Origin of the sequence: Yoonia sp. GPGPB17, assembly GCF_037892195.1 — a bacterium.
GTDB lineage: Bacteria > Pseudomonadota > Alphaproteobacteria > Rhodobacterales > Rhodobacteraceae > Yoonia.
Genome location: NZ_JATACI010000002.1, coordinates 2,310,784 through 2,334,161 on the forward strand (window position 1 = coordinate 2,310,784; position 23,378 = coordinate 2,334,161).

The 23,378-nt window shown below is 55.0% G+C and carries 27 protein-coding genes and 1 pseudogene; 15 read left to right on the forward strand and 13 right to left on the reverse strand.

Features of this window, described 5'->3' with window-relative positions; genetic code table 11:
* Nucleotides 1–78: 78 nt before the first annotated feature.
* Both QTO30_RS12405 and QTO30_RS12410 read right to left on the reverse strand, forming a co-directional pair.
* The gene (locus QTO30_RS12405; RefSeq protein WP_340424414.1) at nt 79–711 is read right to left on the reverse strand and encodes a ribonuclease HII; all 633 of its coding nucleotides are present in this window, start codon (nt 709–711) and stop codon (nt 79–81) included.
* Between the two features lie 181 nt (nt 712–892).
* A complete protein-coding gene (locus QTO30_RS12410) occupies nt 893–1,366 on the reverse strand; it encodes a hypothetical protein (protein WP_340424415.1) in 474 nt (157 codons plus the stop codon).
* Nucleotides 1,367–1,526: 160 nt separating this feature from the next.
* Here QTO30_RS12410 and QTO30_RS12415 point away from each other — a divergent pair.
* The 5 genes and pseudogenes from QTO30_RS12415 (at nt 1,527) to QTO30_RS12435 (ending at nt 4,194) form a co-directional block, all read left to right on the forward strand.
* Nucleotides 1,527–1,809, forward strand: a pseudogene (locus QTO30_RS12415) (hypothetical protein).
* On the forward strand, nt 1,766–2,485 hold the full coding sequence (locus QTO30_RS12420) for a winged helix-turn-helix domain-containing protein (RefSeq protein WP_340424416.1): 720 nt from the start codon (nt 1,766–1,768) through the stop codon (nt 2,483–2,485). The pseudogene QTO30_RS12415 and the gene QTO30_RS12420 overlap by 44 nt, the downstream one beginning before the upstream one ends.
* Before the next feature lie 194 nt (nt 2,486–2,679).
* Nucleotides 2,680–3,120, forward strand: coding sequence for a winged helix-turn-helix transcriptional regulator (locus tag QTO30_RS12425; RefSeq protein WP_340424417.1), 441 nt, complete (start codon nt 2,680–2,682; stop codon nt 3,118–3,120).
* Nucleotides 3,117–3,809, forward strand: a complete 693-nt coding sequence (locus QTO30_RS12430; RefSeq protein WP_340424418.1) for a hypothetical protein — start codon at nt 3,117–3,119, stop codon at nt 3,807–3,809. The genes QTO30_RS12425 and QTO30_RS12430 overlap by 4 nt, the downstream gene beginning before the upstream one ends.
* Nucleotides 3,810–3,819: 10 nt before the next feature.
* Nucleotides 3,820–4,194 carry a hypothetical protein gene (locus tag QTO30_RS12435; protein ID WP_340424419.1) on the forward strand — a complete coding sequence of 125 codons (375 nt, stop codon included), beginning with the start codon at nt 3,820–3,822 and terminating at the stop codon, nt 4,192–4,194.
* A gap of 215 nt (nt 4,195–4,409) precedes the next feature.
* On the opposite strand, the gene QTO30_RS12440 is transcribed toward QTO30_RS12435, so the two are convergent.
* Nucleotides 4,410–5,432 (reverse strand): LacI family DNA-binding transcriptional regulator, encoded by a 1,023-nt coding sequence (locus tag QTO30_RS12440; protein ID WP_340424420.1) that lies wholly within the window; start codon nt 5,430–5,432, stop codon nt 4,410–4,412.
* Nucleotides 5,433–5,740: 308 nt separating this feature from the next.
* On the opposite strand from QTO30_RS12440, the gene QTO30_RS12445 reads away from it, so the two are divergent.
* From QTO30_RS12445 to QTO30_RS12480, 8 genes are all read left to right on the forward strand, one after another.
* On the forward strand, nt 5,741–6,040 hold the full coding sequence (locus QTO30_RS12445) for a hypothetical protein (RefSeq protein ID WP_340424421.1): 300 nt from the start codon (nt 5,741–5,743) through the stop codon (nt 6,038–6,040).
* Nucleotides 6,007–6,462 (forward strand): DUF4129 domain-containing protein, encoded by a 456-nt coding sequence (locus QTO30_RS12450; RefSeq protein ID WP_340424422.1) that lies wholly within the window; start codon nt 6,007–6,009, stop codon nt 6,460–6,462. Before QTO30_RS12445 ends, QTO30_RS12450 begins: the two co-directional genes overlap by 34 nt.
* A complete protein-coding gene (locus tag QTO30_RS12455) occupies nt 6,459–7,763 on the forward strand; it encodes a hypothetical protein (protein ID WP_340424423.1) in 1,305 nt (434 codons plus the stop codon). Before QTO30_RS12450 ends, QTO30_RS12455 begins: the two co-directional genes overlap by 4 nt.
* Nucleotides 7,753–8,709, forward strand: coding sequence for an AAA family ATPase (locus QTO30_RS12460; protein ID WP_340424424.1), 957 nt, complete (start codon nt 7,753–7,755; stop codon nt 8,707–8,709). The genes QTO30_RS12455 and QTO30_RS12460 overlap by 11 nt, the downstream gene beginning before the upstream one ends.
* A gap of 17 nt (nt 8,710–8,726) precedes the next feature.
* Nucleotides 8,727–10,001, forward strand: a complete 1,275-nt coding sequence (locus QTO30_RS12465; RefSeq protein ID WP_340424425.1) for a DUF58 domain-containing protein — start codon at nt 8,727–8,729, stop codon at nt 9,999–10,001.
* Entirely contained in the window at nt 10,001–11,002 is a 1,002-nt protein-coding gene (locus QTO30_RS12470; protein WP_340424426.1) for a stage II sporulation protein M, read from the forward strand. The genes QTO30_RS12465 and QTO30_RS12470 overlap by 1 nt, the downstream gene beginning before the upstream one ends.
* On the forward strand, nt 10,999–11,910 hold the full coding sequence (locus QTO30_RS12475) for an RDD family protein (protein WP_340424427.1): 912 nt from the start codon (nt 10,999–11,001) through the stop codon (nt 11,908–11,910). The genes QTO30_RS12470 and QTO30_RS12475 overlap by 4 nt, the downstream gene beginning before the upstream one ends.
* Before the next feature lie 144 nt (nt 11,911–12,054).
* Complete coding sequence (locus QTO30_RS12480) at nt 12,055–12,846, forward strand: hypothetical protein (protein WP_340424428.1); 792 nt, start codon at nt 12,055–12,057, stop codon at nt 12,844–12,846.
* A gap of 81 nt (nt 12,847–12,927) precedes the next feature.
* On the opposite strand, the gene QTO30_RS12485 is transcribed toward QTO30_RS12480, so the two are convergent.
* Genes QTO30_RS12485 through QTO30_RS12500 form a run of 4 tightly spaced genes read right to left on the reverse strand, consistent with a single transcriptional unit; the run spans nt 12,928 to nt 15,718 of the window.
* Entirely contained in the window at nt 12,928–13,644 is a 717-nt protein-coding gene (locus tag QTO30_RS12485) for a GntR family transcriptional regulator (RefSeq protein ID WP_340424429.1), read from the reverse strand.
* Nucleotides 13,601–14,629 (reverse strand): Gfo/Idh/MocA family protein, encoded by a 1,029-nt coding sequence (locus QTO30_RS12490; RefSeq protein ID WP_340424430.1) that lies wholly within the window; start codon nt 14,627–14,629, stop codon nt 13,601–13,603. Before QTO30_RS12490 ends, QTO30_RS12485 begins: the two co-directional genes overlap by 44 nt.
* Nucleotides 14,626–15,402, reverse strand: coding sequence for an isocitrate/isopropylmalate family dehydrogenase (locus tag QTO30_RS12495; protein ID WP_340425928.1), 777 nt, complete (start codon nt 15,400–15,402; stop codon nt 14,626–14,628). Before QTO30_RS12495 ends, QTO30_RS12490 begins: the two co-directional genes overlap by 4 nt.
* 1 nt (nt 15,403) lies before the next feature.
* Complete coding sequence (locus QTO30_RS12500; protein ID WP_340424431.1) at nt 15,404–15,718, reverse strand: isocitrate/isopropylmalate family dehydrogenase; 315 nt, start codon at nt 15,716–15,718, stop codon at nt 15,404–15,406.
* A gap of 197 nt (nt 15,719–15,915) precedes the next feature.
* On the opposite strand from QTO30_RS12500, the gene QTO30_RS12505 reads away from it, so the two are divergent.
* Nucleotides 15,916–16,206 (forward strand): putative quinol monooxygenase, encoded by a 291-nt coding sequence (locus QTO30_RS12505; protein WP_340424432.1) that lies wholly within the window; start codon nt 15,916–15,918, stop codon nt 16,204–16,206.
* Nucleotides 16,203–17,021, forward strand: coding sequence for an N-acyl homoserine lactonase family protein (locus QTO30_RS12510; protein ID WP_340424433.1), 819 nt, complete (start codon nt 16,203–16,205; stop codon nt 17,019–17,021). The genes QTO30_RS12505 and QTO30_RS12510 overlap by 4 nt, the downstream gene beginning before the upstream one ends.
* Here the strand turns inward: QTO30_RS12510 and QTO30_RS12515 are convergent.
* The 6 genes from QTO30_RS12515 to QTO30_RS12540 all read right to left on the reverse strand — a co-directional run bounded on the left by QTO30_RS12515 (nt 16,990) and on the right by QTO30_RS12540 (nt 23,208).
* Nucleotides 16,990–18,360 carry a S41 family peptidase gene (locus tag QTO30_RS12515; RefSeq protein ID WP_340424434.1) on the reverse strand — a complete coding sequence of 457 codons (1,371 nt, stop codon included), beginning with the start codon at nt 18,358–18,360 and terminating at the stop codon, nt 16,990–16,992. The genes QTO30_RS12510 and QTO30_RS12515 overlap by 32 nt on opposite strands.
* A gap of 93 nt (nt 18,361–18,453) precedes the next feature.
* On the reverse strand, nt 18,454–19,221 hold the full coding sequence (locus QTO30_RS12520; RefSeq protein ID WP_340424435.1) for a penicillin-binding transpeptidase domain-containing protein: 768 nt from the start codon (nt 19,219–19,221) through the stop codon (nt 18,454–18,456).
* 85 nt (nt 19,222–19,306) lie between these two features.
* On the reverse strand, nt 19,307–20,128 hold the full coding sequence (locus QTO30_RS12525; protein WP_340424436.1) for a hypothetical protein: 822 nt from the start codon (nt 20,126–20,128) through the stop codon (nt 19,307–19,309).
* A gap of 194 nt (nt 20,129–20,322) precedes the next feature.
* Nucleotides 20,323–21,126 (reverse strand): alpha/beta hydrolase, encoded by an 804-nt coding sequence (locus tag QTO30_RS12530; RefSeq protein WP_340424437.1) that lies wholly within the window; start codon nt 21,124–21,126, stop codon nt 20,323–20,325.
* 83 nt (nt 21,127–21,209) lie between these two features.
* Nucleotides 21,210–21,767 (reverse strand): outer membrane protein, encoded by a 558-nt coding sequence (locus tag QTO30_RS12535; RefSeq protein ID WP_340424438.1) that lies wholly within the window; start codon nt 21,765–21,767, stop codon nt 21,210–21,212.
* A gap of 250 nt (nt 21,768–22,017) precedes the next feature.
* Complete coding sequence (locus QTO30_RS12540) at nt 22,018–23,208, reverse strand: helix-turn-helix domain-containing protein (protein ID WP_340424439.1); 1,191 nt, start codon at nt 23,206–23,208, stop codon at nt 22,018–22,020.
* Nucleotides 23,209–23,378 lie beyond the last annotated feature (170 nt).

The following is a 23,378-nucleotide window of genomic DNA, read 5'->3' on the forward strand; positions in this document are numbered from 1 at the left end:
TAGCCCCGGCGGGTGTCCCGCTCTTTGGTTGAGCCCAATGTGAGTCAGAGGCGATTCCGTGTCAAAATCTTTATTGATTCAGGGGGTTACGTTTTTATCTTGATACAAGATGTTGTGTATGGGTTTGAAAGAGCGTCTATGATGCGCAGTCACTCCAAACTGCTGGAGCCCCAATTTATGTTGGGCTGTTGGGTATCCGGCGTTCTTCTCCCAGCCATAGTGCGGGTGCTGTTGCGCCAATGCCACCATGTGTCTGTCACGCCACACCTTGGCCACGATAGAGGCCGCAGCGATGCTCAAACTGCGCGCATCGCCCTTGATGATTGTCTCGGATGAGATGGCCAAATCGCGGGGTATCATGTTGCCATCAATCAGCGCGTGATCTGCTTTGGCGGACAATCCTGCAACCGCCCGGACCATCGCGATATGTGAGGCGCGCAGGATGTTATGTGCGTCAATCTCGGCAACGGTTGCTTCAGCGATAGAAACGTCAGCAACCGCAAGTAGTTCGTCATATAGCGCATCCCGCCGTTTTGCGGTCAGCTTCTTACTATCATTCAACTCGTCAGGGATATGCGCTGGGTTCAGAATGACCGCAGCAGCCACGACTGGCCCGGCCAATGGCCCGCGTCCGACTTCATCAACGCCCGCCACATGCACAAAACCATGTTCATGTGCGGCACTCTCAAAACTGAAATCGGGTTTGGTCATGGGGTCAGTGACCAGAACACAGCTGTCACTGCAAGGAAAAAGGGGCAGAGAGCCATGTCCAACCTCTCTGCCCCATACAGGGTGTTTGCCTCTTTACGCTCTACGCAGCGCACTCTTTAAAGGGCAAACCACCCAAGGTGGCGCGGTAACCGGGGCATTGGAACCGCGCAACGCCGGCACCTTAGTAGTGCCGATCAGAACGGAAACCCTGTTCGCGCAGGCACACGGGATCAAAGCCGCGGCGGGGGCCATCTGTGGTATAAATCCGTACGGCGCAGCGATCCGGCAAACGGTTTACATGGCGATAGTTCCGCTCAAGGCAGCGTTTGCCGAAAAGGCGTTGCTGTCCAAAGCGCGTTTCAACACTGCGCAGGCAAGCATGCGGCAGCGCGCGGCGTCTGTTTTGGGCATTCTGATGGTCTCGGTTCAAGTCAGACCACGAGTTGTTGCGTTGCGGTGTCTGATGGACCTGCGTCCTGCGATTGCGGTCGCGATCACGGTTGTTATCAATGGCCGCGCCAATCACTGCGATTGCAGCCAGACCAAAAATCAGTTTGCCTACATCGTCACGATCCAGACCTTGCGCCTGAAGGGGCGTTGTCGTGGCGAGGGTCAGCGACAAAGCGGTAATCCCGGCGATCAATGGCTTAAACATATCTGCATCCTTTCAGTTCGGGTGCCGTCATGGCGGCGATGAACCAAAATTGGCGCGAGTGATGCCTGCCAAACAATAACGGGGGATGGTTATACGATTGCCATCGCGATAACATTGGGCGTTATTGAATAGCAGAACGGCTTTGGATCAGGTGGAGCGCATGAAACATCTTTCTTTCTCATTCATAGCTCTGATGCTGAGCGCTACCTTTGCGCAAGCCGCCTGCTACGCCGACTATAAAGCCAAGCAAGACGATCCTTTGCGGCTCCACTATGGGGTGGCAGAGGTGCGGGGCGAGTGTTCTGTCGGTTCCGCCCAAAGCCAGCTGCGCGACCGGCTGGCTGGCAACGGTTGGCAGCTGTTGAATGTGCTGGGTGTCTTTGATGACGCCAAGCCTTGATGAAAGAAAGGACAGCGCAGGTGAGTTCTTCCTCCGCTACTGAAGCACGCGAAATTGGCAATAAAATCGTCGTCGCAGGGATTGCGGCAATTGTACTGATCTTGGCCATTGCAGCCATTCTGCTGTTTATCAACCTGCCCGATGCCAACGCATTTAACATGCGGGTAGAGCGGTTGTTTGTTGAGAATGATAACCTGACCAGCAATGCTGAGATTAAACTTCTGGAAATCCTCGCCGGGTCAGGCACCGCCTTCTCCGACACGCTCGCCTCTTACCGCTTCGTCATCTTTGTCTTGCTGATCTTTGCGACGGCCCTTTTGGTCGCCGCTGTTGCCTTCCTGGTCATGTTGATTGCCTTGAACCGCCGCATGGGCCGGATCGAACGGCAAGGGATAGAGGTGAACTCACTGACGATCAGCCGCGATCAAAAGGCCGTCTACCTCAACGACTTTGAGTTCAAACTGACGGATGCCGCGATTGAAACGCTGTCGGTCCTCGCCGAGGCGCGCATGGATGATGAGGTACTGACCGGTGCCGAAATCGAGGGCGTGATTTCGGGACGCTCCGCTGCCGACTGTGATGAAGCCGCCGGTGCAACCCGTATCAAGCGTCTCCGCGATACGCTGGGCAATCAGATGATGAGCGAACTTCTGGTCAAGAACATCGCCCGTAAGGGTTATGTTCTGGCGATCGATAAAGATGTCATCCGGATGGTTTAGCGCCTGAGGCGGTTACCCAGCTTTTTGACGAAGCCGGGATGGATGTCAGCTATGAGCCCAAACTGTCAAATGCTGCGGGGCGTATGAATGACCGCTTCACAATTATCAAAAACAACTAGAGCTCTTTTGTCATGACTTAACTTCTCTACAAGAAGTCACTTGACTTGCATTTTGCAATCTATATAAGTTGCGAAATGCAATCTAAATTGAACTCATGCGGCAACCGATCCAAATGTCCCATCAACGCTCTCGTCGAAGTGGTCGGCGACCAATGGAGTCTTTTGATCCTGCGGGACATGATTTTCTCGAACAAGTCGCATTTTTCCGAATTCAAGAGTGCGGACGAAGGCGTCGCCACAAACATTCTGAGCGCGCGCCTTAATCACCTGATCACGCATGGTTTGGTCGAGAAGTTTCCTGACCCGGTTGATGGTCGCGCCTCAATCTACCTGCCGACAGATCGGGCACTCGACCTTATTCCGGTACTGCTTGCCGCGATGGCATGGTCCGAGCAGCACATGCCTGACACCAAACAGAATACTCAAGTCATACAGGCCTATCGTGCTGACCCCAAGACACTTGCCGACATGGTTGCTGCAAATTCACGTGAATTCAGAAGGAAAACACTGAAATGATGATCGTTGTCCCCTTGCTCATCTTGCTCGTCCCCCTTGGTGTCACTGTCTATTTCAGTCGCTACTTCTGGAAACGGGATCGAACGATCTCGGTATTCTTCATTGGGTGGTTTCTGGTCGCGTTAGGTTTGAATGCCTTTCCAATTTACCCAGGCGTAGGTATCTGGGTGGAAGGGGACCGGGCGCGTACGCCAATTTATCTCGCGATCATGGCTTTGCCCGTTGTGATCTACCTCATTGCGCGTTCCACAAGTTTGGCGCGCCGGACGGCAATAGACAATGTGCCAACCAGTCTTTTGGTAGGCAGCCAGTTTTATCGTGTCGTCGGCTTCACGTTTTATTTTGCTTACCTCGGGGGACTTTATCCCGCCGAAATTGCGTTCCCTGCTGCAATCATGGATGTTTTCATTGGGATCACCGCTCTTCCGCTCGCCTATTTGATAACACGACGGCCCATGCGCGCTGCTGTTGTTGGATGGAATGCCATTGGACTTTTCGACTTTGCATTGGCGGTCTCATTAGTTGTTCTTTCGGTTTATGGAGTGGTCTCACTTACGCCTGAGCCATCCGCAATAGGTCAGGTTCCGTCTATGCTGACGACGGTTTTCGCTGTGCCATTCGGGGTCATCATTCATCTTGAAGTGCTTAGACGCCTGCTGAAGCGCCAACTGCCAGTCGCTCAAGCTTGAGGGATACGAAATGATACTTGAGAGAAACGCCAAAAGCTCAGACGAGCAGAGCCAATACATCTCAATTACCGGTCTAAAGTTAAAACAAGTCTGGCACTGGCCTGTCTTCGCAAAACATGCAGGCGCGTCGATGAGGCAGGCGAAAAATGCTCAAGGCTGCCTGTCTGCAGACGCCAAGCTGATCGACGGTGTACACCACACGCTCAGCATTTGGTCCAGCAAAGCGGCCATGCTTGAGTTTATTCACAGCGACGCTCATGCGCGCGCGATCAAGGTTTTTGGCAGAATAGCCACAGGCAAGACGTTCGGATACCACGCGAAGGAAGCTCCGAATTGGGAGGAGGTCCATGGCCTTTGGCTGGAGCGCGGGAAGGACTACAATTGAAAGCTGCCTTGCGACGCGACCGACCTTCTGAGTTTCTCGTTCATGAAGGCCAAATAGGCCGCATAGCGCTGAAGCGGTCATTTACGTTTACAAAATGAACGGCAGCAAAGTCCGCAAACCTGACGTCGCTACCAATTCATCCGACCTAGGCCGAGTAAGCGCGCTGTCGTTTTACAATCATTGCAACCGAAGGCTTCACGCCAAGACGAACCACCCTAACGACGCAGCGTATCGCCCGGTGACAGCGTAGGTTCCAGCGCGACGGTCGGACCATCGGGCACAGCGTCTCCGGCATTCAGTGCTGCGATGATCTGGGCCGCCTTCACCCCAATCTCGCGGCGGCACGCATCCATGGTGGCCAATTTGCGCGGCAAACCATCCAAAAGCTCGACGCCATTAAACCCGGCCAGACCAATGGTACCTGGAATATCGACGCCCTGCTCTTGCAGGTACAGCAAACCACCGGCGCCAATCATGTCATTGGAATAATAAAGGAAATCCAGATCGGGGGTGCGCTCAATCATCTTTGCCGTCATCTCACGCCCTTTGGCAAGTGCAGACCCGCCAGAGTAAAACTCCTGATCCGCAATCTCGATCCCGGCTTTGGCGAGGGTCCGGGTGAACCCCTCAAACCGTTTGCGCGCCCGGTGATCCAAAGGCATCTTCGTCCCCATAAACCCGATACGTTTGTAGCCAGCGGCGATAATCTCTTCCGCCATCTTTCGCCCGGCGCGACGGTGCGAAATACCAACACAATGATCAATCGGTTCGCCATCGGTATCCATAATCTCGACAACGGGGATGCCAGCCTGCTGCAACATAGCCTGTGACGCTTCGGAGTGTTCCAGCCCCGCGATGATCACGCCCGATGGGCGCCAAGAGAGCATCTCGAACAAGACCTTCTCTTCTTTCTCTGGCAGATAGTCCGTGACACCCACAACCGGTTGAAGCTCTGTATCCTCCAGCGTCTCGGAAATCCCCGAAAGAACCTCTGGAAAGACCATATTGCCCAATGATGGAATGATTGCCGCCACGAGGTTCACCCGTTGCGAGGCCAGCGCACCAGCAATCTTGTTGGGCACATAGCCCAGTCGCTTCGCGGCATCCTGCACCTTCTGGCGCGTTGCGGCGCTTACGTCGCCTTTGTTGCGCAACACGCGGCTTACGGTCATCTCGCTCACGCCTGAGGCCTCAGAAACATCGCGCAGCGTCAGGGGGCGTTTGATTGCATCGGTCAAATGACTAGTCCTATCAGTCGTTTCCCCATTGTTAGCGGGGCTTGTGGACAAAGACCAGAACAGCATCATCATTGCCCCCTGCGACAAACTCGATGTGGCGTTGGTATGAGCAATGCACAGGTGACATACCCCAGCACCAGGCTTGATTTGGGTTATGACTAGCACCATCAAGGCGCAAGCTGATCATGCCGGATAGCGCGTCGTCACCCTGGAAAGCTGGCGCATTCTTGTCACATCAACGCTGTTCCGTTGCGGCAACCATGACAACCTGTTTGCAGCCCTGTTTTCAACCTGCGTATCAATAGCGCATGCGTCTTTATCTCCTGCTTTTGGTTCTTGCTTCATCGGTGCTGTCCGCGCCCTTTGCCTTTGCACAGAATGGGGCGTTGGGCGCACCTGAGCTGACAACATCAGGAAAGGCCTATCTGGATGCCATCGCGCGCCGTCGCATTGACAGCGACGTCGCCTACTTTGACCCAACCGCCGCCGCCCCCGCGTTGAATACACAGGAACGATTGGCCACGGTGGACGAACCTGAAAACAACTCTCGTAGCTGGAACGGGCCGGGTGAAGCTTGGCCTTTGGTTTGGTCGCCGCGATCATCCTGATTGCCATCATCGTGGTTTTTGTGCGGTTTGGCGGCAACGTCGGGATCATGTTGCAGCCCTCATCTGATAATCCACATGCTGCCCGTCGCGGCCCAAGGCATATGCGTGATAGCGCTGCAAAGGTGCAACCTCGTAACCTGTCTGAAATCACCAGCATGGCAGATCGACGCGCGGCACTTGTGGCCCTTGCGCAGAATGCGCTGCGCAAAGCCGTGACCGCCAACGGCGTGCTATTGCGCCAAAGCTGGACTGATCGCGAGGCGCTGCGGCGCTTACCTGCCGACCAGCGGCATCTGCCCGCCTTGCGTGATCTGATCCGCGCCAGTGAGCGTGTCCAATTCGGCGGTCGCGACGTGACCGAGCCGGAGTTCGCTCATCATGTGACCCAGATCACCCCACTGTATCGCGAGTTGGCATCGTGAGCGACGCAACAGCCCAACCTGTCAAACAACGCCCCGAGTTGGTTCTGATCGCTGTGTTTGTTGCGATCGGGATTGCGGTATTGCTCTATTTTTCAAGCCAGCAGCAACAACAGCTGCGCAGTTCGGCGTCGGGGATGGATGGGCTGGATATCTGGCTGTCATCGGAAGGGCATGATGCGCAGAGTTTTGCGGGCGGCTGGACGATCAACGCTGAGACTCTGGGTTTGGTGATCACCCCGCTCTATGACAGCGATTTATCAGAGCAGCGCGTCAGCCCCACCACGCAAGAAGAGTTGCTATTGCAGCAGGACGAATATGATCTGTGGCTCTGGCAGGTTGAAGAACGCGCCGCTCTGGCCCAGACAATGGTGGTACTGCCCAAATGGCGCAGTGGCGTGCGCCTGACCGGTCTGAGTCATCCCATTTTGTTGGTTGATCCAGAAAGAACCGAAGATGCACTGCATCTCATCACCGGTGAAGAAATCGGCGGAGTCGGTCACATTCCTAGGCCGTTTAGTGATTTCTCCTACCGCGCCCCCAATGGCGACCGCCTGACCGCGCGATTTTATGTGGCGCAGGTGTTTGAAGGGCAGGGTTGTGACCCAATCATTGGCGATGTCGGCGAGATGGTGCTGGGATTTTGCGCGTTGGCGAACAGCGACGACAGCGTTCTCGTCCTCTCCGATCCTGACCTCATCAACAACCATGGTTTGCGTCTGGGGGACAACGCCCGGATTGCCCAAGTCCTGCTGCCGCAATTGGCAGACGGGGGACGCATTCTGATCGACTACAGTCAGGATGTCTGGATTACCGAACAGCAAGAGGTTGTTCAGCATGAACGCAGCTGGTCCGATTTTCTGCGCTATTTTGAATACCCGTTTTCAGTCCTTTGGATTGGCGGCGGCATCCTGATGCTGATCACTTTCTGGCGGGCGGGTCTACGCTATGGCCCGATTGTGGATGCAACGTCCAAACTGAGCGCGCGTAAGGGACAGGCAATCAACGCGCGGGCCAAGCTGATGCGCATGACCGGTCAGGATGGTGCCTTGTTGGATGACTACGTAACCGCCCGGATGAGTGCCGTCAGCAGCACGCTTTTTGGCCCCGCTATTTCAGGCACTGCCACCAAGGAACAGGCGTATCTGAAGCATATGAGGCGCCTGCACCCCGCTCTGACCGAAAAACTGACATCTCTTTTGAACGAAATGCGCAGCTTGCCACCGCATCTACCGGCAACCGCGGCCATTTCCTATGTCGAAGCCTTTGAACTTACTTTGGAGCAACTTGCCCATGACACTTGAAACACTCAGCGCTCGCGCAGACGCCCTGCGCACCGAGATCGGCAAAACCGTGAAGGGCCAAGAAGAGATTATCGATCTGCTGCTGGTGGCCCTTTTTGCGCGTGGGCATGTCTTGCTAGAGGGGCCACCGGGCACCGCCAAAACCCTTTTGGCCCGTAGCTTTGCCGCCGCTTTTGATCTGGAATTTGGACGTATCCAGTTCACGCCCGATCTGATGCCGGGCGATGTGCTGGGCACCTCGATTTTCAATTTCCAGACCAATGATTTCACGCTGACCAAAGGCCCGGTGTTCAGTCAGGTTCTGTTGGCGGATGAGATCAACCGCGCGCCTCCAAAATCGCAGGCCGCCCTGTTGCAGGCGATGAACGAACGCATGGTCAGCATTGATGGCACCGACCATTCGCTGGGTAATGAGTTTCTGGTGATCGCGACCCAAAACCCGATTGAACAGCAGGGTACCTACCCTCTGCCCGAAGCGCAGCTAGACCGATTCCTCTTCAAACTGGTCGTGGATTTCCCGCCCGCCGATATCGAGATGGCAATCTTGCAAGCGCACGCGGCAGAACCGATTGAGGTACGCGCCACGATGGATGCCCAGGACAAGGTGATGGATGCCGCTATCCTTGCCGAATGCCGTGCGGCGATTGATGGGATCATCCTGCAAGATGAGATTTTGGCGTACATCCTGCGTCTTGTGCGGGCGACGCGCGAGAATAACGAGATTTCTTACGGTGCCTCTACCCGTGCCGCTGACGCGATTGCAACTGCCGCACGTGCCACCGCTGCATTGGCAGGCCGCGACTTCGCGATCCCTGACGATGTGAAAGGGTTATTTGTCCCGGCCCTGCGTCACCGTATCGTGCTTGGCCCCACGGCCGAGATTGAAGGACGCGGACCTGTGCAAATCCTTGAAAACATCCTTGATCAAGTCGAGGCACCCCACTGATACGGCCATCGCGCAGATTGCTGACAGTCGGCGGGGCCGCCCTGCTGATCTCGATGCTGATCGCCTTTGTGGGCGACGCCCCCTTTGCTGCGGCAGCGGGGTTGTGGGTGGTATTGGGTGTTGCCGTGCTTGCAGATCTAATCATGTCACGATCCGCGCGGAAAGCGATCACGGTCGATTACCCATCCGAAGTGTTTGTCGGCGAAACAGTTGATCTGAAACTGACCGTCAGCAACGCACCGATAGCGCTTTCGGGGCAGATCGACTGGCCTGACGGCATTAGCGGGGACACCGACATTGCGTTCACGTCCGTTGATGGCGTAGCGCGTGCCGTTATCACCTGCCGTGCGGTCCGCCGTGGCACTTGGACCTGCGAGCATTTATGGCTGATTTGGACCTCCCATTGGGGTTTCTTTGAATATGTGCCCAAGCTGACTTTAGGCGCAGAGCTGCGGGTTGTGCCGAATATCCGTTTGGTCGAGTCCGGGCAGATCACTACCTCCGTCAATTCTGCCCTTTTTGGCGTGAAGGAAAACCGTGCCATTGGCGAAGGGTCTGAATTCCATCAGCTGCAAGACTTTGTGCAGGGTATGGACGTGAAAACAATTGATTGGAAACGCTCGGCTCGCAAACGGTCTTTGGTGGCGAAGGAATTGCGTGCCGAACGTAACCACCATGTCATCATCGCCCTCGATAACGGCTATCTGATGCGCGAAGAAATCGGCGGCATGCCCCGGATTGATCATGCAATTACGGCAGCCTTGGCGACCGCATGGGCCGCGGCCATCGGCGGTGATCTGGTTGGCTTCTACTCCTACGACGTCCGCCCCCGCATCTTTTCGGCCCCAACAGCGGGCCGCAAAGCCTTTGCCCGCCTGCGCAGCCGCACCGCTGATCTGGATTATGTCAGCCGCGAGACAAACCATACGCTGGCAATGACTGAGCTGAACGCACGCACGCCCAAGCGTAGCCTGATCATCATTTTCACCGATTTCGTCGATACGACCTCTGCCGAATTGCTGATCGAGAACATTGGCATCCTCGCCCGCCGCCATCTGTTGATCTTTGTCACCCTGCGCGACCCGGAGTTGGAACAGATGGTTGCGAAAGCGCCCGAGAGTATGGACGGTGTCGCCGAACTGGTCGCCGCGAACCAGTCCATTGACGAACGCCGCATCGTGATGGAACGGCTGACCCGCATGGGTGTCACAGTGATTGACACCGAACCCGGCAAAGTGACTGCGCAACTGATCTCGCATTACCTTGAAATCAAAGCAAAAGAGCTGATCTGATGGAAGAACCGACCGATCTGATCCGCTCTGCCAGGTTCCGCAAGGAACGTGAAGACGACTGGATGCGCCTTGAGGCGCTGGTGACCAAAGCCGAAGGACAAGGGCTGCGCCGGATGAGCTTTGGCGAGGCACGCGATTTGGCAGCACTCTATCGCGAGGCGACGACATCTCTGGCGATTGCCCGCGAAATCTCGCTCGATAAGGGTCTGTTGCGTTATCTGGAGGCGCTGACTGCTCGCGCCTATCTGTCTGTCTATGCCCCACAGGAAAGCGCGCGCGGCATTGTTGCCCGGTTTATGCGCAAAAGCGGGCCTGTCGCGATGCGCAAATCCTGGTTCTTTGTCCTGCTGGGCTTCCTGAGCATGGGGCTCGGCGGATTGGCGGGCTATCTGCTGTATCTTGATGACCCGGCCTGGTTCTACGTTCTCATGCCCGGGGAACTTGCCGGTGGGCGCAACCCAGAGGCAACGACAAGTTACCTGCGATCAGTGATCTACGACGATGACCCAAGCGCATCGGGTTTGGGTGCTTTTGCGACCTTCCTTTTTTCGCATAACACAAGGATTGCGATTTTTGTCTTTGGGCTTGGCGTGTTTCTGTGCGCTCCTGCCATTTTGCTGACCTTCTACAATGGTCTGATTATCGGCGTCTTTGTCGCACTGCATGTGGATCGCGGGCTTGGCTGGGATCTGTTCGGTTGGTTGTCGATCCATGGGGTGACCGAATTGTCGGCGATCTGCATTGCTTGCGGCGGTGGGATACAGCTGGGTGCAGCGGTGCTTTTCCCCGGCCAAAACACAAGGGCCGAGGCTTTGCGCATCGCAGGACGGGATGCTGCCAAACTGGCGATTATCGCCGCACTTATGCTGGTTGCAGCGGCCTTGATCGAAGGGTTCGGGCGGCAGTTGATCCAAGACAGAAACGCGCGGTTGATCATCGGCTGGACCATCGGTGGTCTCTGGCTGATGTGGTTTGTCCGTGGTGGGAGGGCGCAGTCATGAGGTTGCGCCGAAACACCAAAGCGCCTGCACCCGATCCGAATGTCCTGCTGCCCCCAGAGGGCGTGCCTTTGCATCTGTCAGTGGCTGGCATGGGTGCGCGGTTTGGCGCGCAAATCACCGACATCCTGATTACCGTTATTGGCGCCATTGCGCTGGTGGTTCTGCTCGCCGTGATGAACCTGACTTCGCCTCAAACACTTTGGGCGATCTCGGCGCTCCTCTTTTTCATCATCCGCATCCCTTACTATGTGCTGACCGAACTGGCGTGGAACGGGCAGACTATTGGCAAGCGGATGCTGAAAATTAAAGTGGTTTCACGCGATGGACTGTCGCTGAGCGCGCATGCGCTGGTGGTGCGGAACCTGATGAAAGAGGCCGAGATTTTCCTGCCCGGTACGCTCTTGCTGACATTGGATACCGCATCGCCCGTGGCATCCTTGATCGCGCTGGGCTGGATCGTCGGCACCATCATGGTCCCACTGCTGAACAAACGACGACAGCGTTTGGGTGATATGATTGCAGGCACCTATGTGATCGATCTGCCAACACCGATCCTGCTGAAGGACCTCGCGCAATCGGTACCAAAGCCCGTGAAAGACAAGTTCGTGTTCTTGTCCCACCAGTTGGATCACTATGGCGCATTGGAACTGCAAACACTGGAAGACCTGCTGCGCGCGCAGGAAAACCGTCCAAGTATGCAAACCAATGCGCGCAACAAGGCAACGTTAGACTCGGTCATTGAGAAAATCCGCAACAAGATCAGCTATGCCGAAAAGGTTGAGCCAGCGGACAGTGTCGCCTTCCTACGGGCATTCTACAACGCGCAACGTGCGCATCTTGAGCAGAAGCAGCTTTTTGGCGAGCGACGACAGGACAAGTTCCATGCGGATCAGACGACAAAGGACTGATGCATATTTGCTGCAATTGCGTATGGTGCCTTGGCCCATGCCATAATCCTGTCTAGAAACCGGTTTATTGAGCTTGCTCATCTCGACGCATTGGGCAGCCAGCTCTGCGTTAACCAAAACTAAAATTGTCATTAGGAACTTTACATGACGAGCATACCTTCCACCGGCCCCAAAGCGCCCCTTGGCGTTGGCGGCATCATTTCTAACAGCTTTTCCATCCTGTTTCGTAATCTTGTTGCGGTAATGATCGTTGCATTCATTCCATCGCTCATTGGGCTGTTGTTCTCGGTTGCAACCAACGGCGTTGGTTTGACACTTGGCGTCGCCACGAGCGAGCCGCTGGCCGTTGGATCACCTGCGATGATTGTCATTGGCGTGATCATTCAGCTTGCCCTTCAAGGCCTAACAATCGCGCTGTTGGTGCAGCTTGCCTATGATGCGAAACTCGGCCAGCCGATTACACCGATCGCCTATATTGCGCCTGCAATCAAAGCGATTGTGCCCATTATTGTACTGTCACTCGTCATCGGTATTCTTGCCGGTATCGGCTTCGCGCTGTTGATCATTCCCGGCCTTTATATCTACGCAGTTTTCTGTGTCACGACACCAGCGATCATGATTGAGCGCGCAGGCTTCGCTGGTATGGGTCGTTCGGCGGCGCTGACAAAAGAGTACCGCTGGCCTGTTGTCGGCGTTTTGATCCTGCTTGGGATCTGCACCATTGGTTTGTCGATTGTGATGACTTTCCTTGTTGGTATGATTGTCCCAATCATTGGTTTGAACGCCGCCGGTTACGGCGTTGGTATCCTGCTGTTCGCCTTAGTGAACGGATTGACCTACGGCCTGTCCGGCATCGGCGCTGCACTGATCTATGCCCGCCTGCGTGACATCAAAGAAGGTGTCAGCGTTGATAAACTTGCGGCCGTTTTCGATTGAGGCACACCCTTTGAAATGAAAAAGGCCCCGTTGCGAGGGATGGCAGCGGGGCCTTTCTTCTTTGAGGCGTAAGTGGCTGTTTTAGACGAAACGCAGCCGATGTTTTTCAAGGACATCCACAATGATTTCCTTCGCATGGTGACGGTGAGCACGGTGGGTTTCGCGTGCAATGTCAGGTCGGCCATCCTTGATCGCTTGAAAGACTTTGCGGTGGTCTTCGTTTGATTTGGTCGGCAGTGGCCGCAGTGCCAACGTGATCGCGCGGGCGCGACGCACCTGATCGCTCATCATATCGACAATCGCTTTGACCCTGCCGTTGCCCCCCAGTTGGACCAGTTCTCTGTGAAAACGGTCATCGGCCGCGGACCAGGCATCAAGGTTACCGGCGGCTATGGCCTTGTCCATATCATCGATTGAGGCCTCTAGCGGAGCAAAGGCGCTGGCGGGGTGCCCTGCGATGGCAGCCCTTTCCGCAGACAGGCTTTCCAGTTCGGTTAGGACATCATAGATATCGGCCATATCGCCAGGTGAAATCGGCAGGATACGCACCCCTTTGCGCGGTTGCAGCTCGAGAAGGCCCTGTCCTTCGAGCATCAAAAGCGCTTCGCGGATCGGTGTACGTGACATATCCAGCTGCGCGGCAAGCTCTGTTTCAAGATGGTTGGACCCAGCAGGCAGATCACCCGCAAAGATCATCTCGCGCAGTTTGCCCAAGGCGCGTTGTGTATTTGAGATCGGCTTGCCCGTCACAGCATCACCCCTCGATCCGCTGCTTTTGACCTGTGTTTGCGGCGGCATAGATTTTCTCCTCGACGCGCATGACATACAGATAGTCGGCGGCTTCATTCTCGAACGGTTGCCCGTCCAGTACGCCGCTCACCACATGGCTTTGCAAGGCATGGACGCAATCACCGCCAAAGCCATCCCATGTGTCCGGCCCAAGAACCGTGGTCTCGGTCGGACTACCAAAGGCACGTTGTGTTACAGATCCATCGCCATGCAATCGGAGCGTGCCCTGCGTGCCTTCGATCAACGCTTCGCCCATGGTGCGGCGCAGATTATCGGCCTTGTGATCAAGGTGGCGGTTGCCGTCAAACAACGCGCGCGCGCCGTTTGGGTGATCAAACAGGATGTAACCTGCATCTTCCCCGGCAATCGCGGGGTTCATTTGGCGCAGATCAGCATAAACGGCCGTCGGATTACCCAGCAGATATCGAAAGGTATCAACCCAATGCACCCCGGTTTCATGGATCAGAAAGCGCGGCATCTGTTGGAAGTAAGGTTGCCGGTCAAGGTAAGCATCAGGGCCTTGGCCATCACCGGGCCGCAATCGAAACGTGACTTGATGCACATCACCGATTGCGCCCTCATCCAACACTGCTTTGATAGTGCGATACCAGGGTTGAAACCGAAAGTTCTCGTGCACGACAATCGTCGCGCCGGCGGCTTTTGCCGCGGCGGTGACAGCCTGCCCCTCGGGCAAATCACGGCAGAACGGCTTTTGGCAGATGATCCATTTCACACCCGCGGCAAGAGCCGCACGGATCACCTCAGCATGGGCACCGGGTGGTACGATCACATCCAGCAGGTCAGGCGTTTGATCTCCCAGCATCTGTCTCATATCGGTATATGCAGGCAAGCCGGTTGCAGCGGCTTTCTCAAGATCGCGATCACATGCGGCTACCAGATCAGCCCGGGCCATACGCCGCCAGCTGTCATAGTGAAATTGAGCAAAATAGCCCGCCCCCACGCAGGCAACGCGCAGATGGTTGCCCCCAGTCATGCGACAAACAACGCGTCCAGAACCGCGCGCGCCGCATCGTTAGTGCCATGTTTTCCGCCCAGATCGCGTGTCAACACCTCACCCCGCGCGACAACAGTCTCAACCGCTTCACGCAACCGCGTACCATCGGCGCGCATCGCTGGGTTGTCATGCCGAACACCCAGCCAATCCAGCATCATGGCCGCCGATAGGATCATCGCGAAGGGATTGGCAAGACCTTGCCCCGCGATGTCAGGGGCAGACCCATGACACGGTTGAAACACCGCATGCTCCAACCCAATGTCGGCGGAGGGAGCCAGCCCAAGCCCACCCATCAAACCTGCCCCAAGGTCTGACAGGATATCGCCGAACATGTTCTCGGTGACCAGCACGTCGAAGTCCCATGGTTTTTGGACCATCCAAAGCGCAGCCGCATCCACATAAGCATGATCTGCTGTGAGATCAGGATGGTTGATGGCTTCTGCATCAAACATCTCACGAAAAAAGGCAAAGGCGCGAAACACGTTGGCTTTGTCGACGCAGGTAACCCTGCCTTTGCCGCGACCCATCGCCTTGCGAGACTTGGCGAGGTCAAAGGTAAAGCGGAACAGCTTTTCAGAGATATCGCGCGTGATCAAAAGCGTCTCACGTGCTTCATCCTTGGTCAGCGCGCCGCACCCTTGGGTGTGAAAAAGCCCTTCGGTGCTTTCACGGATCAACACAAAATCAATCTCGCGCCCCGGTGGCAAACGCAGCGGTGTATTCTGACCCGCGCGGACGGTGACTGGGCGCACGCTAAGCAAAAAGCGTCAAGGTCTTGCGCAAGTCAATCTGTGGCGAAATCTCGGTTCCGTCGTCGTAACGCACATCGGGCAGGCCCATCGCCGACAGCAGGATCGCGTCGGATGATCGCGCGATATCCATTGAGGCATCAGGCAGCGCATCGCCGGTCTTGGCATAATGCGCAGCGCCCGCAGGCGCATCGGTGAAAGACAGCGTATAGGCCCCGGACGCCGCGGCCATGCGTCGGAGTATCTGCACCGTTGGCATCATTATTTCTGGGCCAATCCCATCACCATGGAAGACTGCGATATCGAAATTTTGGGTCATCTGAGCCTTTCTGTGTAGCGGCAACTTTAAATATCCAAGAAATCGAATCGTTGACAATCCATACATTAATGTATGCATTAAGAAATGCAATAAGTGAAGATGAACCCCGAAAGACTAATGTTCTTCTTTGCACCACAATCACTTGCTGGCATCTTCGCAGTGCCATGACCGGCAACACAGCCAAGAAGGAAACCTGCATGTACGCTGTTGTTGTGACGTTTCAGATCGTGCCCGAAAAAATGGCTGCATTCCTGCCCTTAATGCAGGACAACGCCACCATATCGCTGGCGCAAGAAGACGGGTGTCATCGATTTGATGTTTGTACTGACCCTGCGCGCCCAAACGACGTGTTTCTGTACGAACTATACACCGACAGAGCTGCGTTTGACCTGCATCTTGCCAGTCACCACTTTCAAAGCTTCGATGCGCAAACCAAGGCGATGATCGCGGCAAAATTCATACGCACATTTCGGGATGTCACCACATGAGCGATTGGGAAGTCTACTGTATCAAATACGCAGAGCGGAACGCACGCGTCCGCGCCGATAGCTTTATCTTTGATGATAACCACGACGCACCTCATCCCATGGATTACTTCATGTGGGTTTTACGCCGCGGCGCTGAGGTTATCCTGGTTGATACCGGCTATGATGCGACAGAGGCCAAAGCACGCGATCGTCCCATCCGGCTTGACCCTGTCACCGCCTTGCAGCCGCTTGGGCTGCAGCCAGAGGACATCACAAAGGTGATCGTAACCCATCTGCATTATGATCACGCGGGCGGTCTGCATTTGTTCCCGAACGCGACCCTGCATCTGCAAAGCGCCGAAATGGCCTATGCCACTGGCCCCTGTATGTGCCACGACACACTGAAGATGCCCTTTACCGCCGGACATGTTTGCGAAGCGATCAAACGGCTCTACGCAGGAAAGGTCGTATTTTACGACGGCGAGGCGCAGGTAACTGAAGGTGTGACCGTCCATTGCATTGGAGGGCACAGTCGCGGGCTTCAATGTGTACGCGTCCGGTGCCAAGCGGGCTGGATGGTGTTGGCTTCGGACGCAAGCCATTACTATGAAAACGTCTTTGCCCGCAAACCGTTCCCGATCGTGGTCGATCTGCAAAACATGCTTGACGGTTTTGAAACCTTACACAGCCTCGCCTCCGCCCCCAGCCTGATCATTCCAGGGCATGACCCTTTGGTACGCACCTATTTTCCGCAAGCGATGGCACCGCATATCTTCCGGCTTGATGCAGGTCCACATCCACAATTCAGCGCAATGTTTCCACAAGACCCCAAATAAGTTGCCTGTGACTTTCCATCGGCGCGATGTCTGAAAAGACAACATGCGCCAGATGTGGGCTGATGCCGTGGCCTTCCCAATGCATGTTATCGGCATCAAGATACACTTCATTCGAGAGGTTCAGCGCCCAGCCATTCGGAAGCGTGCGTGAAAGAATATCAGAGAAGGCCCCTCTGGTGGGTTCTCCGAGATGTGTAACCTGGGGCAGCGCGCGCATCGTGATCGCAAACACCTCTGCTGCGCTTACGGTAATGTTGCTGGTGATCAGAAACACGTCGCCCTCGAACCTTGGGCCTTCACTTGGTGCGATCACAAACTGCGTTTCTTCTCGCGCTGATGCGTCCGCCGCGTATTTTGAATAGGCCATAAATGGTTCGGTGACGAACCGGCTGGCGATCTCGCGGGCGACGTAGTCATGACCACCCAGGTTGAAACTAACATCAAGTATCAGTGATTGGGCATTTTGTTCGTTAAAAAACCGGATGATGCGGTCAAATAATACCTGCGTGGTGACCAGCAACGCAGCGTGGTCGGCCCCGTCTTCGGCGAACCCGGACATGCCCGCAATTGCCAAATAACCAACACCGTCTTCCAGCATGCCGTATTGGACAACCTCGTTCCCGGCCATGGTTCCTTTGTCTTGCAGAATGCCCTGCGCTACGCCCTCGTACCAAAAGCTCTGACGGAACTCATGCGCGGCCTGTGCAGGTTCAAGACCTGCCGCCTCTGCTGCTTTGCGCAGCTGCGTACTGGTCCGGCCCCTGTTGCCGTTAAACCGGTGAAAGGCACCATCGAATTCTGCCCACAACGAAACATGCGCATCTTCGATTGGCTCCATCATTCCAGTCATCAGTTCAAAGAGCTCTTGGTCGCTGGTGTTGGGGCCAATCATTGGTTGCACCTCGGCGACTGTCTCGGCCCAGTTTACATCGTAGAGATCAAAGAAAGGGTAGTGTTCATCAAAGAAGGTGACAAACGCCAAAAAGTTGTCTTCTGGCGTATCAATGGTGGTCTGATCACAGGCCGTCGGCAACGCATCAATGCGCCTTGCGTTAATCGCAAAAGGTTCCGTGGATTCCGCAAAGACCCTCAATGCTGTGCCTTCATCGGAAAGCTCTAACCGGGCCGTTGGCAACAGCGCCGATAAGGGGGCCGGTTCAGGGTGCTCTTTTATGCAAATATCGCCACTATACTGGTAGATCTGCGTGTTACCATCTTCGATATGAAGCAACCAGCCGTAGCCGTCCGTGACCCAGACCCCTTCATATTGATCTTGTGAATTCGCTCCGGCAAAGCCGGACATAGTGCAAAGACACATTAGTAGTATCATCTTTCTCATTGGCGCTCTCCTGTAAGTGAAATCCAATTAAGCGAGAGAAAAAGAAAGATCGTCCGGCTGTGTAGGGGCGGATAAAATACGATAGATCAGCCGCTAATTTATGGCACTTGCAAAGCTCGCACAGCGCCCGTGGCCTTGCCCGACAAGAACATCAGAGAGGACGGAGCCAACGACCGACTGACGCTTTGTGCGATACGTCCGGTCCGGCATGTCCAGATTGAAGGCAAAGACATAGGCGTCATCTTCACAGGTCAACCAGCCGACGTACCAGCCGATATCGGTGATGTTGGCGTCATACCACCAACCTGTCTTTGCCATCAGCGACCAACCAGCCCCATGTCCGACTTCCATTATGTCGGCCGCTTCAGCGTAGGTTTCATTCGCTAGTGGAAGCTGCTCTCTGACCAGTCTGGACAGAAAATCAATCTGTTCCTGTGCCGAGATGCGCAGCGTGCCATCCAACCAATATGATGTCAGCTGTTCTTCGGAGCCGATGGATTGATTGCCATAGCTCAGACCGGCCATCCACCATTGCATTCCTTCATACCCCACCCGAGTAGTGATGTCCTGATATGCCCAAACGACGGACTGCTGAAATGCTGTGACCAGCGTATGATCCCGGTTCCAGTTGTCGTTCCAGGTGGCTGCACCGTTCCATATGAATGGAGTTTCAGATGTCAGATCAAGCTCTTCAAGTGCGATCAGAGTATGTGGAATTTTAGATGTTGATGCGGGTGAGTATCTGACTGATGCCCGCGCAGCGTTGCTGATCCAGACCTGATCGTCCGACAGACGCTTGATCACCAAAGTCGATGTGTCTGCATCTGCCCCGGAAGCCGACACATTGGTAGATACATCCATTGGACCAGCCTCTGCATGTAGCGGCCAGGTGGATATCGCAAAAAGAAGTGCGGCTGCGCAGGCAACCCTGCAGGTGACGTTAAAATCAATGTACATTGGCGATGCTCCAGCTTGGATTAAGAGTGATTTCGGCAGGCTCTTCAAAGGCCTGTGCTGCGTAACTGTCTTGCGTGAGGCGGTACAGCATCCAGGCGGTCAGATACCCTTTCATGCGCCCACCATCATCCGCGAACTCAATATGGGTGGCGTCTTGTGCGACACCAAGGACCCGGAGGTTCGCATATGTCATTGCGTTAAAACTTGCTTGATTCAATGCAATTGGCGAAATGAACTCATCTTCAGTGCCCGTCATGACAAAGATAGGCGCAGTGACACCGGCGACATCGTAGCTCAAATCAAGGCCAAAGAAATCAATCGCTTGCCGAGTGGGCAACCCGTGTATGGCCAGTGCTTTGATCGTGCGGCCTTCGGCAAATCTGGTGTGCGCGTTAATAGTGCCGACCGCTCCTTGGGAAGAGCCCGCCATGGCGATGTTATCCACATCAATGCGTCCGTTCAGTGGATGGCCGGGCAAAGTGGCCCATTCCTGCAGATTGTGTAAGATTGCAATACCCGCTGCGCCCGAGCCCATTTGCTGATCATATGAGCCAACGACAATCAGACCCCAACTGGCCAGATGCCGTGCGAGCGCGTCATAGGTATCGATGTCAACTCCGGTGCCGTTTTGCAAAACAACAACCGGTCGCTCTGACTGCCTGCCCACCGGAATGTAGGCCCGTAGATGTCCTGCCTGACCTTGTGTTGCGATCTCTATCACCTCGGCTGCATAACGGCCGGTCTGACTATAGTGGTATTCAATCGGTGCTTCAGTGCTAAACACATGCGGCTTGGGATCTGCGCAAGACATAAGGACGATCATTAAGCAGGCTAAAGGGAGGGCCGTTCGAAAGGATTTTCGCCATCCAGATAACTGGGGGTGCTTTGCCATAACGGGATTTACTTTCATAATGTTGTTCTGCCAGACAACTGTCATCTTCGACCCATTCAGGTCGTCCAGTCCTACCGGCACGGATGGATTGCGATTGCACCGCAACGAACACGTCAACTGTCCGCGCCTTCCAGCCAAGCAATGACATCAGAGATGAATTGCTGATTGCCCGGCTCATCAATGATCCAGTGACCACGGGTGCCATAGTAAAGCTCGTCACATGCGACAGACTTGTGCCGATAGTGCTCGACGGACTTGTGGCGATAATGCTCGACCGTCTTGTGAACGACCCTCGCGGGGATGATCCTGTCTCGCCCACCGGCAATCACGAGCAGCGGAACCTGGATACCGTATCTCGGTATATCCACGCCCTTCATCATATCGCTGAATAAGTGCCCCGGCTCGTAACGCAACTTGGCGTGAATGCGATCCCGCTGAAATGGTGGAACCCGATTCAGAAGTACAGTTTCCACACCGCATCGCCATGCCTTGTGGTACCGGTTGCGCTTACCCGTTAGAAGTACGTTCGCATAAAGCCAAAGCTGCCAGAGCGACAGGTTTTTGACCGCCCTCGGCGGGGCCGGTGCGATCAAAACAGCGTGGCTGCAGCGGCCTTCGGCGGCGAGTGCCTGAGCGATTAGACCGCCCATCGAATGCCCAATTACAACAGGCTTGCGACCCGTCTCATTTTCAACCTGCAAGCAGAGTTTTCTGGCATCAGCGAGATATTCATTTAGTCCAATCTGCGCCGCTTCTTGCGGCGGAAAATTCAGCGGGCGATCTGCGTCGCAAAGCGTTGGCGCGAGGCAGGGCCAGCTGTGATCCTGCAATGCGGCCTTCATTTTATCCCACACGTCGCCGCCACAACCAAAGCCGTGGATCAATACAATCGTCCGGCGTTGCATAGCCTTGGTCATTCGATTTTACTTTCTGATAAGAGATTCTAAATTTCGGCCTGCACCACGTGGTCTTACATGGAACGCACAGTGCAAATGGTCGCCTAGAACTTGAGCGCCGCACGAAAGCTCAGGCTGTTGGCATCGAAATCAATGCTGTCGTCTTCGCCATCTTCGGCGCGCCTGAAAAGGAACTCAGCCCCAACCACAAAGTGCTCACCAACAAGGTAGTCAACGCCAAGACCAAAGTTCGCCCCAAGGCCTTCGTAGTCATCGTTGTCTTGCTCTGCATCTAGGTTGGAAAGCCCGATGGTGGCATAGGCCAGCGTCTTATCAAATGCGTATCCTAGCCGACCTTTCACATCATATATGTCAATATCCAGATCATCTTGGCCGGAGGACTGCGCGTCAGACGCGGTTAAGAAGGCAAATTCACCCCCATAAACCACATCACCCCGTTGAACCTGAGTGCCGATGAATACGCCCCGCAGTAAGCCGTCGTCTATGTCGAGATCGGGCAGATCGCCGTCATTTGATCTCAGTTCATTGTGTATGGTGGTACCGCCGGAAACACCTGCATAGATACCACTCCAGTCAGCCAAGGCATGTGTCGGGACGAGGCATATGGATGCAACGCCCAAGATTTTAAAGATGCTTTTCATAATTCAATCCTTGTTAGTCAGGGTTCATGATCCGCGTCGCGCAGACCAAAAGCGTGCGCCTGTTTGGCATAAGGAACTGGTCGACGAAGCAAATCTGATATGTCGCACCAAACAGGACGCGCCCGCTGGCTAGCCGGGGTTCAGAATGTTGAGAAGCATTTGGGCGGGTCAAAACGTCCGCGCCGATAGGCCAAGCCACTTAAGACAGCATAAACCATGCATCGTGCTGCTGCACAGCAGCCGGATAGGCTTACATCATGACCGTCGTCTCGCTTGTCCGGGTCTTCTTGTAGCCAGACGGAGTCTGGCCGGTCTTCACTTTGAACGCCGTGTAGAAAGAGGAACGCGAGTTAAACCCGACCTCATAGGCGATGGTGAGTACTGTATTCTCACCTTTCAGCAACAAGGGAATGGCTTCTTCGACACGCCAACTGTTGACGAACTCGAAAAAAGACTGCCCAACTCGCTCGTTCAGTGTTTGCGAGACATAGTTCGGGGTCACGCCGATGTGCTTGGAAAGCGCGCTCAGCGTCAGGTTGGGGTTACGGTACTGTTTATCGTCACGCATCGCAGCCTGTAGCTTGCGGGCTATCCGCTCTGCCTGATCGACACCCAACGCGCTCTTTTGGTACTTTGGGACCCCTCGATTTTCCGTCGCAATCTCTTGCGATGCCCGTGCTACGCCGATTGAGGGGCGCAGACCCCACAGCGCAAGTATCGTCACGACAATCAAGATCAGCAGGCTATCCAACTGCTCACTGATCAAGGCACCATGGTCCAGTATCACAGCCAGAAAATCAGTCAGCGAAATCAAGGTATAAACCCCAATCGCACCGGCCACCAGGCTGACCCAACGCAACTCCATTCCCTGCGTGCTGGCAAAATGTTGCCGCAAATCCTTGAGGCGATTGAGTTGCGCGCGAAAGATCCACGCAACGCAAACGAGCCACTGAATATGTATCAAAAACTCCAATACGACGAGCGCCAGACCAACGGCCCGCGCTTGAACCGTAAGCAGATCAAATCGACCGCCGCCAAAAAGCCCCTCACGTTCCGACACGTCAAGAATTAAAAATAGGACACCAACGATAGCGGCCCCGATTGGCAAGGGCATATGCCAGCCCAACGATGCCATCGGATTGGGCGGATCACCAAAAACAATCAGATGCCGGACGTATTGCACCAAGAGCGGCGCAATAGCGAAGGTCGCGACAAAGGACGCGATACGGATGACGTCCAGAAACATCTGCGGCGCCTGCAAGATGACAATCTCGGTAACGCTGGAAAGCTCACTTGCGGCCAATGCCAGAAACAAGGCCGCCAGAACGTATCTTGTCCTATTGTGGCCGCGCCTTGCAATGCTCAGGATGGCGGCCAGGATCGCAATTGAAAAACCCGCAAACTGTGTGGCGGCAAAGAGCAAATCTGCATCTAGAAACATTGCCTGCCTCCAATATCCTTCAAGTTGGGGTGCGGTTTGCGGTGAACTTCACGTGGCTATTACAGGGCATCAACCGGTGCTTCAATCTGCGCAGTAGTACGCTGTGTCTTTGCGCATAGGTTCGGACATATTTGACCTGCATTCGGGCGCATATTGGGCCAACCAGTACT

What these genes read in the sequence shown, in the direction of transcription:
- QTO30_RS12515 (WP_340424434.1), bottom strand. Translation starts at nt 18,360, where the DNA reads ATGAGAAAGATGATACTACTAATGTGTCTTTGCACTATGTCCGGCTTT.
- QTO30_RS12460 (WP_340424424.1), top strand. Translation starts at nt 7,753, where the DNA reads ATGACACTTGAAACACTCAGCGCTCGCGCAGACGCCCTGCGCACCGAG.
- QTO30_RS12490 (WP_340424430.1), bottom strand. Translation starts at nt 14,629, where the DNA reads ATGACTGGGGGCAACCATCTGCGCGTTGCCTGCGTGGGGGCGGGCTAT.
- QTO30_RS12500 (WP_340424431.1), bottom strand. Translation starts at nt 15,718, where the DNA reads ATGACCCAAAATTTCGATATCGCAGTCTTCCATGGTGATGGGATTGGC.
- QTO30_RS12425 (WP_340424417.1), top strand. Translation starts at nt 2,680, where the DNA reads ATGCAATCTAAATTGAACTCATGCGGCAACCGATCCAAATGTCCCATC.
- QTO30_RS12435 (WP_340424419.1), top strand. Translation starts at nt 3,820, where the DNA reads ATGATACTTGAGAGAAACGCCAAAAGCTCAGACGAGCAGAGCCAATAC.
- QTO30_RS12525 (WP_340424436.1), bottom strand. Translation starts at nt 20,128, where the DNA reads ATGTCTTGCGCAGATCCCAAGCCGCATGTGTTTAGCACTGAAGCACCG.
- QTO30_RS12480 (WP_340424428.1), top strand. Translation starts at nt 12,055, where the DNA reads ATGACGAGCATACCTTCCACCGGCCCCAAAGCGCCCCTTGGCGTTGGC.
- QTO30_RS12410 (WP_340424415.1), bottom strand. Translation starts at nt 1,366, where the DNA reads ATGTTTAAGCCATTGATCGCCGGGATTACCGCTTTGTCGCTGACCCTC.
- QTO30_RS12445 (WP_340424421.1), top strand. Translation starts at nt 5,741, where the DNA reads ATGCGTCTTTATCTCCTGCTTTTGGTTCTTGCTTCATCGGTGCTGTCC.
- QTO30_RS12540 (WP_340424439.1), bottom strand. Translation starts at nt 23,208, where the DNA reads ATGTTTCTAGATGCAGATTTGCTCTTTGCCGCCACACAGTTTGCGGGT.
- QTO30_RS12475 (WP_340424427.1), top strand. Translation starts at nt 10,999, where the DNA reads ATGAGGTTGCGCCGAAACACCAAAGCGCCTGCACCCGATCCGAATGTC.
- QTO30_RS12505 (WP_340424432.1), top strand. Translation starts at nt 15,916, where the DNA reads ATGTACGCTGTTGTTGTGACGTTTCAGATCGTGCCCGAAAAAATGGCT.
- QTO30_RS12520 (WP_340424435.1), bottom strand. Translation starts at nt 19,221, where the DNA reads ATGGATGTATCTACCAATGTGTCGGCTTCCGGGGCAGATGCAGACACA.
- QTO30_RS12470 (WP_340424426.1), top strand. Translation starts at nt 10,001, where the DNA reads ATGGAAGAACCGACCGATCTGATCCGCTCTGCCAGGTTCCGCAAGGAA.
- QTO30_RS12510 (WP_340424433.1), top strand. Translation starts at nt 16,203, where the DNA reads ATGAGCGATTGGGAAGTCTACTGTATCAAATACGCAGAGCGGAACGCA.
- QTO30_RS12530 (WP_340424437.1), bottom strand. Translation starts at nt 21,126, where the DNA reads ATGACCAAGGCTATGCAACGCCGGACGATTGTATTGATCCACGGCTTT.
- QTO30_RS12485 (WP_340424429.1), bottom strand. Translation starts at nt 13,644, where the DNA reads ATGCCGCCGCAAACACAGGTCAAAAGCAGCGGATCGAGGGGTGATGCT.
- QTO30_RS12420 (WP_340424416.1), top strand. Translation starts at nt 1,766, where the DNA reads ATGAAAGAAAGGACAGCGCAGGTGAGTTCTTCCTCCGCTACTGAAGCA.
- QTO30_RS12405 (WP_340424414.1), bottom strand. Translation starts at nt 711, where the DNA reads ATGACCAAACCCGATTTCAGTTTTGAGAGTGCCGCACATGAACATGGT.
- QTO30_RS12430 (WP_340424418.1), top strand. Translation starts at nt 3,117, where the DNA reads ATGATGATCGTTGTCCCCTTGCTCATCTTGCTCGTCCCCCTTGGTGTC.
- QTO30_RS12535 (WP_340424438.1), bottom strand. Translation starts at nt 21,767, where the DNA reads ATGAAAAGCATCTTTAAAATCTTGGGCGTTGCATCCATATGCCTCGTC.